The following is an 11,163-nucleotide window of genomic DNA, read 5'->3' as shown; positions in this document are numbered from 1 at the left end:
TTCGCCAGCGGTTGGCTTGACTCCGAGCATCCACTCATCGGGCAAATGGCGCAATCGGTAGTGGATGTCTCCGGCGGCAGTCTTCCTGAGACTGCTGCGGCCCCGTACGGCAGTGACCTGCGGCTGTACTCCGGCATCGGCGGCATCCCGACTCTGCACTACGGGCCCGGGGATGTACGCTACGCCCATGCACCCCGTGAGCAGGTGAACATTGCGGAGCTGATATCGGTCACCCGGTCGCTGCTGCTCCTGGCGATCCGGCGCTGTGGTGCGCGCGAATCGGTCACTCCGCGAGCGCGCACAGCCGCACCCGCTTGAGCTGGAGTCAAACCCACGGCGGCATTTGGGTACCAGTCACCGCCGTGAGCCTCGCTGCAATCACTACCTTTTTGCTTCCGAACGCGGCACCGGTCGCCGCCCACAAGGCTGACTCCGAGTCGGCTCTCTAACCCGGGCATGTCCCTCCGCCTCCCTGCCGCGACCCCCATGCTCCCCACCATCGGGATAGTCACGTTGACGGGGGGAAACGTGGACGCAGACTCCCCCCTGGGCTTTTCGGTGCCAAGAAGCCGCTTTGGTTTAGAGGGAACCTCTCACGATGCTTCGTACCCGAGGACGGTCATCATCCCGGCCTCGGCGTGGTAAATGTTATGGCAGTGTGCCGCCCAGAGTCCGGGGTTGTCAGCATCGAACTCGACGGTCAACGACGTGCCGGGGAGGATGATCGACGTGTCCTTCCGCGGCCCACCGCCGGCGTGCTGGTAGGTGTGCCCGTGAAGGTGGAAGGGATGCCACATCCGCGAAATATTGTCGATGCGCAGCCGCACCCTTTCCTTCTGCGCGACCCCGAGGGCGCCCGCCAGCGGATTGCTGGGATCGAAGCGACGGCCGTTGATGGCCCAGTCGTAGGCCATCATCGAACCGGACAGTGTGGCGGTCAGTTCCCGATCGACGGAACGCGTGACGAGTGCGACAGACTCATCCGCAGTGAGGGCAGCAGCGGTGAGCACTGGGCCGCTGAGCTCCGGAATGGACGTCACCGATGACGGTGCTGTGCTGCCTGCGGAAGTGCGCACCAGTGCGAAAGCACGATCCTGTTTCCCCTCGGCCTGCGCGACAAACGGGAAAACCCCGTCGCCCAGGGTGACGATCACGTCGTAGCGCTCCCCCATCCCCAGAAGGACGGCGTCGGTCTCCACGGGGTTCACGGGAAATCCGTCAGTATGCGTGACGGTCAGCCTATGGCCGCCGAGGGCGACCCGGAACGCCGTGTCACTCCCCGCGTTGATTATCCGAATTCGCACGCGATCACCCGGCGTGCCCAGAAACACATCCGGATCAGCTGGCGGGCGACCGTTGATGAGGAAATAGGGATAGCTCACGTCGCCGGCATCGCCGCCCAGAAGATCCGAGCGAGCATCCATCATCATGTTGCCGCTCATCCCACCGCTGCCCATCATCCCACCCATTCCCCCGCTGAGCTCTTCGAGGACCTCATCGGGGGTGGCCGAGACGCCGTCGAGCCAATCGTCGAGTACGACAACCCACTCCGTGTCGTAGCGCAAAGGCTCATGTGGGTCTTCGATGATGAGCGCGCCGTACAGGCCGCGGTCTACCTGCGGGCCGACATGGGGGTGGAACCAATACGTTCCCGGGGTGGCGGCGACGAATTCATAGGTGAAAACCTCGCCCTTTCCGATCGATGCCTGTGTAATCCCCGGCACTCCGTCCATATCGTTTCGAAGAGCCAGACCATGCCAATGCACGGAGGTATCGGTCGGCAGATCGTTCCTGACGGCCGCCCGGAGCGTGTCGCCTGCGGTCACCCGGATGGTCGTAGCGGGGACTGGCCCGTAGCTCCAGGTATTCGCGGTTCTGCCAGCGAGGTCCACCTGGGTTGTCGAGGCAATGAGGTCGACACTGGTAATACGTCCCGTTCCGCCGCGGGCGATCTCTGTCGCTCCCACCGCCGCAGTTCCGGGTGTCATGTAACGGATAGGTGTCACACACGAGGCGAGCGTGAGGGCAGCAAGAGCACCAGTTCCCACCGCAATGAACCCTCGCCTTGTCAGGCTCGCATCGACAATGTCGTAGCTCATGGTTTCCCTCATCTCGCCGGGCTGGTCATTCCTTGATACTGCCGCACCCGAACCTCTTGCACGAGGGCCGAAAGTCCCGCGAATCGGCCACCTAGCCACCGCACAGCCACACACACTTAGGCTTGAGCCACACCCGCGGCATCGACTGGAGGAAATCATGCCCGCCAGTACGACGGCAGCAACCACCATCGGCGACCAGCTTGCAGACGTGCTCACCCAGGTCGGGCCGATCGCCTTCTACCTCGTTGTGTGGGGACTGGTTTTTGCGGGAACCGGGCTTTTTATCGGGGTGTTCATTCCGTTCATCACTGGCGATTCGCTGCTGTTCGCGGCCGGAATTGCGACGGCAACCAACGACAACCTGTCGATCTGGATTCTCGCCATCGGAGTGGGTGTCGCCGCGTTCGCCGGCGATCAGGTCGGATTCGTCCTCGGCCGCCACTTCGGCCGCCCCTACCTGAGCCGGCGTCGTGGGCGGTGGGTGCAGGCGGGAGTCGCTCGCACCGAGCGCTTCTACCAGCTGTTCGGATGGTGGTCCGTGGTCGTCGGGCGCTACATACCGTGGGGCCGGGTCTTTGTTCCTCCCGTGGCGGGCATCGCGGGGATGGCGTACTGGCGCTTCCTCACCGCAAATCTGGTGGGTGCCGTGTCGTGGGGCGTGCTGATTACGGTCGTGGGATATGCGGCCGGTTCCCAACCGCAGCTCCGTCCGATCGCCTACATCGTGGCCGGGCTGGTGATCATCGCGTCGATCATCGCCGGGATCCGGGCTTTGGTCATCGACCGCTCCGGTCGAGGCGAGGCCGCGCACACCGACACCGCTAACATCGCACAGTGACCACCCCGGATCTCGTCGATGTCGTCTTCCCCTGCCTCAATGAGGAGGGTGCGCTGCCCTGGGTGCTATCAAGGCTGCCGGAGGGCTACCGTGCGATCGTGGTCGACAACGGATCCACCGATCGCTCCGCGGCGGTGGCACGGGAGCACGGGGCGCTGGTCATCACCGAGCTACGGCGCGGATTCGGGTCGGCGGCGCATGCCGGGCTGAGTGCAGCGACGGCCCCGATCGTGGCCTTCTGCGATGCCGATGCGTCGATGGACCCGGCGGACCTTCCGAAGGTCGTCGACCCCGTGCGTGCCGGCACGAGTGACCTGGTGCTGGGGCGCAGGCGGCCGACCACGCGCGGCGCCTGGCCCATCCATGCCCGCGTCGCGAACCGGGCACTCGCAATCCTGATGCGACGGGCGACCGGGCTGAAGTTCAGCGACTTGGGACCGATGCGCGCCGCGAATCGTGAAAAGACAGTCGCGCTCGACCTTCAGGATCGCCGCAGCGGCTACCCGCTTGAGCTGGTGCTGAGGGCCCATAACGCCGGCTGGCGCATCACCGAGGTCGATACCCCGTACTCGCCCAGGGTGGGCCGATCGAAGGTGACGGGTACGTTGAAGGGCACAGTCGTGGCCATAAAAGATATGTCCAGGCTCCTAGCTGCACAGCGAACGGCTACGAACAACCCGTCGTGACAACTCTCGTTCTGATCGCCAAAGAGCCGCTGCCCGGCCGGGCGAAGACCCGACTGCACCCGCCGCTGACCCTCGAGCAGGCCGCGCACCTCGCCGCCGCGGCCATCGATGACACCCTCGCCGCAATGCAATCGTTACCTGCGACGAGGCGAATCCTGCTGTTCGAGGGCAACCGCCTGCCTCCGCGCTCCGAAGACTATGACGTGACTGGGCAAACAACCGGCACTCTCGACCTGCGTTTAGGCGCCATCTTCGACGAGTGCGATGAACCGATGCTGCTGATCGGCATGGATACTCCGCAGCTGACCGCGGCCGACCTGGCTCCCGCGTTCGGCGGCTGGCCCGCTGGCTCCGACGTCGACGCCTGGTTCGGCCCTGCCACCGACGGCGGCTTCTGGGCGCTGGGCATGCGCGAACCGCGTGGCGACCTCATCCGCGGTGTCGAAATGTCACGGGATGACACGGGCGCGGCGCAGCTCGCACGGCTGCAGTCTGCCGGCCTGAACGTCGGCATGCTCCCGACCCTCACCGATGTCGACACCATCGACTCGGCCCGCGAGGTGGCCGGGATCGCGCCCAACACACTGTTCGCCCGCACCCTCCAGGGGTTTGAGGCGACCCCGTGAGCCTGTCCATCGCGACCTTTGGCGCCGGAGGCGCAGAGCCGTACGCCAGCGCGCTGCGCGACGGCGAACTGCTCTACCTGAACGACGCCCGCTCCCGCTCAACCACCCGCGTGACGATGGATGTCTCGCGCTGGAACGCCGACGCAGATGACGCCGACCTCACGCTCCTGTCGCAAGTGTCCGGCCCGGTGCTCGACATCGGCTGTGGCCCCGGCCGCATGGTGCGCGCCGCCATGGACCTCGGCATGCATGCGGTCGGCATCGACGTGTCCGCCGCCGCTCTCGACATCGCTAGCAGTCTCGGGGGTTCGTTCTTCCGAGGCTCGGTATTCGACCGGGTGCCCGGGGAGGGCATGTGGCAGACCACGCTGCTCGTCGACGGCAACGTGGGCATCGGTGGCGACATCCCGAACCTTCTCGCTCGCTGTCGCAACCTGCTCTCACCGAGCGGTGAGATCGTCGTCGAACTCAACGCGGACGCCGCCCACGAAGAGCACTTTTTCGCCGAGGTCGTCGACTCCCGCGGAAACCGCAGCGACTCGTTCCCCTGGGCCGAGATCGGTCTCGACCGATTGAGCCTGATGCTCGATCGACTCGCGCTGCGGCTCGTTCAGTCCTGGGAGCTCGACGGGCGCGCGTTCTGCCGCCTCGCCAAGACCAGATAGACCGCGATCGCGGCGGCGGTCACCATCGCGAGACCGACGTAGAAAAGAACGAGATTGAGTCCATACTCCAGCGGCAGGATCGACGGGTTGGCTGATCCAATGTCTTTTTTCAGAATGGCCGGCACCACGATCACGAAGAAGATCGCGCCAACCGCCAGTGCGCCCTGGATGATGGCGATGACCGCCAGCGGAATCGTGCGCGAGGCCCTGCGCATCAGGATGCTCACACCGAAGATCACCAACGCCGCAAGGCCATCATGGATCACCAGCGCGCCGAACAACCAGATGGCGATGCCCGCATAGTCCGTCGGAGCCACGTCGTTCAGCAGCGTGATCGCGCCGATCACGAGCAGCGCGATACCGAACAGGATAAGGCCCGTCCGCCAGCGGCGGGTGGCCGTCGTCAGGGGTGCCGTGGTGGTGCTCATGACATGACCTCCAGGGTGCTGAGCCATTTGGTTTGCAGCACTCCGGGTCGGGCCGGGGCAATCATGCGAGCCGGGTACCCGTGGTCGATGTCGAGCGGCTCACCCTCGAGGTCGAGCGCAACCAGCGTCAGGTCATCCCGCACAAATTCGGGCTGCATGGTGGTCTGTGCGTAGATGCTACCCTGCTCAAGGCTCGTGATGCGCACCGTCGAACTCGCCTCGGCGCCGACCCTGGCGATGAGCTCTTTCAGCCGCGGGCCTTGCCAGGTGGCGTACTGGCTCCAGCCCTCCACACAGGCGATCGGCAGCACAACCTCGTATTGCGGCATCGCGCGCAGCTCGTCGTAACTGAATGATGTGGTGGATGCCCCGTTGCTCACGGTCAGGCGCCAGTCTGGGGCCGTAGCACTCTCGAGCACCTTGGCGCGCTTCGCGGTGCGGTTCACCGGCAGCCCCTGCGGGCCCGTGTCGTTCTTGCGCGCGCCGAACAGGTTGGTGGCGTCGAACACGCGGAACGACTGGCCCGCCGTGAGGGTGACGAGCGCGGCGGATGCGACGGCCACGGCGGCGAAGAATCCCCGGCGGCTGGTCTCTGGGCGAGGCTGGGGCGAGCGGTCGATCCACGCGAAGATTTTGCCGGTGGCCCCGGAATCCTGTCGCCGTCCGGTGAGCCGCTGCAGTTCATCCGGAGCATTGTGCTCACCCTCGGCGATCTCACTGTCGTCGATCGCGGCGTCGCGCTTGCGCCAGTATCGCGCGATGATCGGCAGCTTGACGGCAATGTGGATGGCGAGCGAGCCGATGATGACGAACGACAGCGCGTAGTGCGTCTGCCGGAATGCGAACGGGAAGAGGGCGTACCACTGGTAGGTGTTGAGCAGCCCGATGGTGATCTGCACGAGCGACGACGCCACAAACAGGGCGATGGACGCGCGCTCGAGAAAGTGTGGGAACGACCGCACTGGTGGCGACTGGAACAGCTCCGGAAAGATCGAGTACAGCTTCGCGAATATCAGCGGGAAGCAGACAATACCAGCGGTGATGTGGATGCCCTGGCTGACCTGGTACAACCACACCGGTCTCGTGAGAAACGCCATGCCGGGCAGCGGATCCTGGATGAAGTGGCTGTACAGCCCGGTCGCGAAACACACAAGGAAGGCGATGCCGAGCAGGCGCCCGAGCACGACCGCCGTGCGGGGGTTGCGCGAGGGCGCCGCGAGCGAGTGTCGCGTCTGGTGCAGCAAACGTTGGACTTGCCATTTCAGCAGCACGCGTGACCTCCTTTGGGCGTGGGTGGGACGGTAGTTCAGTATGGTTCGTAACGGTGGCCAGATCGGACAGGATGAGAACGTGAGAATCGTGATGACGGGCCTGCTGCTGGTGGCATCGGCCGTCGGCACCGCCCTGTCCATCACGGTTCTGCCGTATTACGACGATAAGACCGGCGGCGTGCTTCCCCTGGTCTGGGTCACGGCGGGGCTGTGGATCCTCTTTGCACTGTCCCTCATCACCCTTCGCGGCCTGCGAACCCGGGCCGCGATCGTGCTGGTTCTCCTCGGCTCGATCGCCATCGGTGGGGCGGCGATGGCTGGCCCGCCGAATACGAGCACGGACTCGGCTCGGTACGCCTGGGACGGCATCGTGCAGAATGCCGGAATCTCGCCGTACGATTATGTGCCGGCCGACCCTGCGCTCGCGAAACTTCGGCCCGAATGGTTGTTCCCCGCCGCCGTGCTGACATCGGACGGCATGCCCGGTTGCACGGGCGCGCGCATCATGACCGTGAAGGAGCCCGGCACGGGAGACGTGCTGTGCACCGCCATCAACCGGTCGAAGGTCACGACGATCTATCCACCGGCCGGCGAGATGTTCTTCGCGGCCGTGCGGTTTCTCACCGGGCCAGGGCCCCAGTATTGGCCGATGCAGCTCGCCGGTTTGCTCATTAGCCTCGGCACCACTGCGCTTCTGCTGAGGGCGCTCATCGCGCGCGGGCGCGATCCGCGCTGGGCCGCGCTGTGGGGTTGGTGCCCGCTGATCGCGACCGAGGGGGTGACCAACTCCCACATCGACATTGTCGGTGCGATGCTGGTATTTGTCGCGACGCTACTCGTGTCGACCCGGCGACCTGTGCTCGGCGGCATCGCGCTCGGCATCGCGATCTCGATCAAGCTCATTCCTGTCATCGGGTCATTCGCCCTGCTGAGGCGCAATCCGGTCAGGGTGATTCTGGGCGCGGTCGGGGTCTTCGCTGTCCTCTATCTGCCGTACATCCTGGCGAGTGGGGTTGGCGTGCTGGGCTACCTGCCCGGCTACCTGGGTGAGGAGGGCTACACCTCCGGCACTCGCTTCATCATGATCTCGCTGGTGGCACCGGGGGTCGCGGCCCTCGTGGTAGCCGTCATCCTGATCCTGAGCACTGCCGCTCTTACCTGGTGGAAGTCGAATCCGGATGACCCGTGGCTCGCCCAGCTCGTCATGATCGGGGTGACCCTGCTCATCGTGACGCCGCGCTACCCCTGGTACGCGCTCATACTCGTGCCGATGATCGCGATGACCGGGCGCTGGGAGTGGCTCGCCGTTCCCCTCGCGCTCACCGAGCGGCTGCTCCTTCCTTCGGTGGATCTGGCGCGACTGACCGTGACTCTCGGCATCGTTCTGATCGTCGCAGTGACCCTGTATCGGGCAGGTCCCGGCGCGCTGTCTCGGCTCGGCGGGGTGATTCGGCATCCACTCGGCGGGGCAAAAACACCGGAAAATCGCGGATCTCTTGACCAGTATGTAACAGAAACATAACGGAACAACCTGATTCCAATCTCTTTTGCGGTAGGGAACCGAACACTCATCAGCACCAAGAAAACCCCAACCAACACAAAGGATTGAAGCTCATGCGCACCATCTCCAAAGTAACCCTGGGACTCGCCACCGCGAGCCTTCTCGTCGCCGGACTCGCCGGATGCTCCGCTCCCGCCGCCCAGACCGAAGAGACCACCGCCCCCTCCGTTGCGGCCGACCCGGAGCCGCTGGCCTCGATTCCCGCACTCGACGGTGTTGACACCGCAGTTGCTCTCGACCAGGGCTTCGTTGACGCCCTGACGAGCCTCGGCCTCACCCCCGGCGTGACCGGAACCGCGACCCTGGTCGACGGCTCGCTGCACTTCCCGATCACCGGCGGAAACGTGGACTACTACGACCCCAACGAGTCGTACCGCCCGTACGTCCAGGGCCTCATCAACCACGATGGCTCCGGCATCACGCTGACCGCCGGCGACACCGTCGTGGGCCTCAGTGACTTCGAGATCGACCCGGGCACCTCACGCCTGACCGGTACGGTCACCGCCAATGGCGCCGAGGTCGGCAAGGACATCTTCATCTTCAACCTCGATGGCTCAACCCTGAACCCGCTCAAGACCGACGCTGACGGCAACGCCGTGCTGCAGGGCACGACCGTGCTCATCAGCTCCGATGCCGCCGCCCTGCTGAACAAGACCTTCGGCACCGACAAGGTCACCGACAAGCTCGTCGTCGGTATCGCCACCATCACGGCCAAGGCCGCTGCGTAATAACAGCTCCGCTTCACCGAAAGGCCCGCTGCGCGACTCGCGCAGCGGGCCTTTCTGCGTCTGCGCCTTGAGCGGGCGTTTGCGTGCAGCGAGGCTTTCGTGCACGGCCGCGCAGGGTACTCTGCTGTAATGACCGCGACGATGGGCCGCGAGTCGGTCAGCGCCCCCCCACGGCTCGCGCGCCGCCGGGCTCTCGTGGCCCCGCTGGCGGTCGGCATCCTGGGATTCACCATCTCCATGATCGGCATCACGGTTCCCGGCCTGTGGTACGACGAAGCGGCCACCGTCAGTTCAACCACGCGAAGCTGGCCGCAGCTCTGGGCTGAACTTGGCAACGTCGACGCCGTGCACGCCCTGTACTACTCCGTGATGCATGTCGTCTTCGATGTGTTCGGCTACTCCCCTCTCTCACTCAGGATGCCCAGCGCCATCGCCGTGGGTATCGCCGCCGGCCTCGTGGTGGTGCTGGGCCGACAGATCGACCGACCGCGGCTTGCGGTGATCGCCGGTGTGGTGTTCTGCCTCATCCCGAGGGTGGCGTGGATGGGAACGGAGGGCCGCTCCTATGCGCTGACGGCCACCTTCGCGGTGCTCGCCACCGTCGCACTAATGCGTGCGATCCGCACCGGCACCCGGGGGGCGTGGATTATCTACGGCGTGATCGCGCTGCTCTCGGTCACGCTCTTCCTGTACCTCGCGCTTGTGATCGCCGCCCACCTCGCGACGATGGCGTGGCTGCTTCGTGATGGCACCCCGCGGTCGCGCATCAACGCTCGCAACTGGCTTTTCTCGGCCGGCGCCGCAGCCTTCGCCAGCCTGCCGTTCGCTCTCATCGTGATCAGCCAGAGCGGGCAAGTCTCCTGGATCAGGCCCCTCGGCAGCGACACCGCCGAACGGATACTGAGTTGGCAGTGGTTCGATTCGAACGACACACCGGCGATCGTTGCGTGGGCATTCGCCATCGTCGCGTGGGGGCTCATCCTGCTCGGAATCGTGGCGCTGGTTCGCGCCCACGCCCGAACCGTGCTCGCCGTGATGCTCCCCGCTCTGCTTCTGCCCACCCTCACGCTGCTGTTCATCAGTGTTGTGCACGTGCCGATGTACCAGCCCCGCTACCTGACCATGTGCGCGCCGTTCGTCGCGATCGCGATCGCCAGTGGCATCGACTCCATTCGCTGGCGTCCGGCGGCCCCGCTGGCACTGGCGCTGATCGCGGTGCTCGCTCTGCCCCAAATGTCTGCTCAGCGCCAGCCGGAGGCGAAAGAAAACTCGTCCTGGACCAAGGTCGCCCAGCTGATCCAAACCGAACGTGCGGCCGACGGACCCGATAGCACGACGGCCATCATCTACGGAGAACTCTGGGGCCATGCGAAAGCCACGACCAGGGTGATTGCGTACTCCTATCCACAACCATTTGCCGACACAGTGGATGTCACCATCCGCACCCCCGCGGCCGACACCGCCCAGCTCTGGGAGACACGCGCGCCCATCGCCCAGTCACTCGACCGGCTCGAGGGCACCGACGTCGCCTACTTGATCACGAGCAAATCGCGCGACCTCCGCCCGGCCACCACGGCAGCACTGGAGTCGGTGGGGTGGCGCGTCACCGACGAGTGGAGCTTCACCTGGATCAACGTGCTGCGCTACGTGCGCGACTGAGGCCACGCCCGCAGCTCGGTCGGCCGGGCCCGGCGGCCGCGCTGCCCGGCCCTGCCGGGCCGGCGGCACCAAGCCGCGCGAGACCCGGCGAATCGTGCGTCCCGGGCCGGCAACCTACACTTTGCCGGGTCTCGCGGAACGCGCGCGGGCTTGGCGACCGTAGGCAGCGCCGGCGGGCGCGAGTCGGCGCCCGCGACTACGCGATAACGCGGGCCCCGTGTACGGGGCCGGTCGCCCGAACTACGGTGAGGCGGGCCGCGCTGAGCGCGATCTGCAGTTCGAGCGCGGAGTCGAGGTCGGCCGTCAGGAACGCGATGGTCGGGCCCGAGCCCGACACGATTCCGGCGAGCGCGCCGTTCTGTTCGCCGAGCTCCAGCACGGCGGCGAGCGACGGTTCCAGGTGCAGCGCGGGCGCCTGCAGGTCGTTGAACAGGCACTCCGCGAGCATGTGCGGGTCGCCAGCGCGCAGCGCCTGCAGCACGTTCGCGTCGACCGTCGGGGCGAGGGATGCCGGGAAGATGTCCTGCGAGTGGCGGTCGCGATGCTTATCGAGCTCGCGATACACGTCCGGGGTGGAAAGGCCGAAATCCGCCATCGCGAAC

The 11,163-nt window shown here is 65.8% G+C and carries 10 protein-coding genes and 2 pseudogenes; 8 read left to right on the top strand and 4 right to left on the bottom strand.

The window, feature by feature from the left end:
* Nucleotides 1–318 (top strand): annotated as a pseudogene (locus tag RMN95_RS03335) (M20/M25/M40 family metallo-hydrolase); the annotation flags it as partial.
* A gap of 275 nt (nt 319–593) precedes the next feature.
* Here RMN95_RS03335 and RMN95_RS03330 read toward each other — a convergent pair.
* Nucleotides 594–2,111 (bottom strand): multicopper oxidase family protein, encoded by a 1,518-nt coding sequence (locus tag RMN95_RS03330; RefSeq protein WP_309615543.1) that lies wholly within the window; start codon nt 2,109–2,111, stop codon nt 594–596.
* A gap of 145 nt (nt 2,112–2,256) precedes the next feature.
* On the opposite strand from RMN95_RS03330, the gene RMN95_RS03325 reads away from it, so the two are divergent.
* From RMN95_RS03325 to RMN95_RS03310, 4 genes are read left to right on the top strand one after another with little or no spacing between them, the layout of a single operon-like run.
* Nucleotides 2,257–2,937, top strand: a complete 681-nt coding sequence (locus RMN95_RS03325) for a DedA family protein (RefSeq protein ID WP_309615542.1) — start codon at nt 2,257–2,259, stop codon at nt 2,935–2,937.
* Nucleotides 2,934–3,623 (top strand): glycosyltransferase family 2 protein, encoded by a 690-nt coding sequence (locus tag RMN95_RS03320; protein WP_309615541.1) that lies wholly within the window; start codon nt 2,934–2,936, stop codon nt 3,621–3,623. The genes RMN95_RS03325 and RMN95_RS03320 overlap by 4 nt, the downstream gene beginning before the upstream one ends.
* Nucleotides 3,620–4,249: a DUF2064 domain-containing protein gene (locus tag RMN95_RS03315; protein WP_309615540.1), complete on the top strand. Its 630-nt coding sequence runs from the start codon at nt 3,620–3,622 to the stop codon at nt 4,247–4,249. Before RMN95_RS03320 ends, RMN95_RS03315 begins: the two co-directional genes overlap by 4 nt.
* A complete protein-coding gene (locus RMN95_RS03310; RefSeq protein ID WP_309615539.1) occupies nt 4,246–4,914 on the top strand; it encodes a class I SAM-dependent methyltransferase in 669 nt (222 codons plus the stop codon). The genes RMN95_RS03315 and RMN95_RS03310 overlap by 4 nt, the downstream gene beginning before the upstream one ends.
* Here RMN95_RS03310 and RMN95_RS03305 read toward each other — a convergent pair.
* Both RMN95_RS03305 and RMN95_RS03300 read right to left on the bottom strand, forming a co-directional pair.
* On the bottom strand, nt 4,860–5,342 hold the full coding sequence (locus RMN95_RS03305) for a hypothetical protein (RefSeq protein ID WP_309615538.1): 483 nt from the start codon (nt 5,340–5,342) through the stop codon (nt 4,860–4,862). The two genes, RMN95_RS03310 and RMN95_RS03305, sit on opposite strands and share 55 nt — an antisense overlap.
* Nucleotides 5,339–6,613: a molybdopterin-dependent oxidoreductase gene (locus RMN95_RS03300; RefSeq protein ID WP_309615537.1), complete on the bottom strand. Its 1,275-nt coding sequence runs from the start codon at nt 6,611–6,613 to the stop codon at nt 5,339–5,341. The genes RMN95_RS03305 and RMN95_RS03300 overlap by 4 nt, the downstream gene beginning before the upstream one ends.
* Nucleotides 6,614–6,692: 79 nt before the next feature.
* Here RMN95_RS03300 and RMN95_RS03295 point away from each other — a divergent pair, with 79 nt between their 5' ends.
* The 3 genes from RMN95_RS03295 to RMN95_RS03285 all read left to right on the top strand — a co-directional run bounded on the left by RMN95_RS03295 (nt 6,693) and on the right by RMN95_RS03285 (nt 10,561).
* Complete coding sequence (locus tag RMN95_RS03295) at nt 6,693–8,135, top strand: glycosyltransferase family 87 protein (protein WP_309615536.1); 1,443 nt, start codon at nt 6,693–6,695, stop codon at nt 8,133–8,135.
* A gap of 92 nt (nt 8,136–8,227) precedes the next feature.
* Nucleotides 8,228–8,902 (top strand): hypothetical protein, encoded by a 675-nt coding sequence (locus RMN95_RS03290; RefSeq protein WP_309615535.1) that lies wholly within the window; start codon nt 8,228–8,230, stop codon nt 8,900–8,902.
* 129 nt (nt 8,903–9,031) lie between these two features.
* Nucleotides 9,032–10,561 carry a glycosyltransferase family 39 protein gene (locus tag RMN95_RS03285; RefSeq protein WP_309615534.1) on the top strand — a complete coding sequence of 510 codons (1,530 nt, stop codon included), beginning with the start codon at nt 9,032–9,034 and terminating at the stop codon, nt 10,559–10,561.
* A gap of 196 nt (nt 10,562–10,757) precedes the next feature.
* On the opposite strand, the pseudogene RMN95_RS03280 reads toward RMN95_RS03285, so the two are convergent.
* A pseudogene (locus tag RMN95_RS03280) lies at nt 10,758–11,163 on the bottom strand (4-(cytidine 5'-diphospho)-2-C-methyl-D-erythritol kinase); the annotation flags it as partial.

It is taken from the genome of Salinibacterium sp., assembly GCF_031364185.1.
In the GTDB taxonomy this organism is placed as follows: domain Bacteria; phylum Actinomycetota; class Actinomycetes; order Actinomycetales; family Microbacteriaceae; genus Rhodoglobus.
Note: the sequence above shows the minus strand (reverse complement) of the source record. Positions and strands in the feature narration are given on the sequence as shown.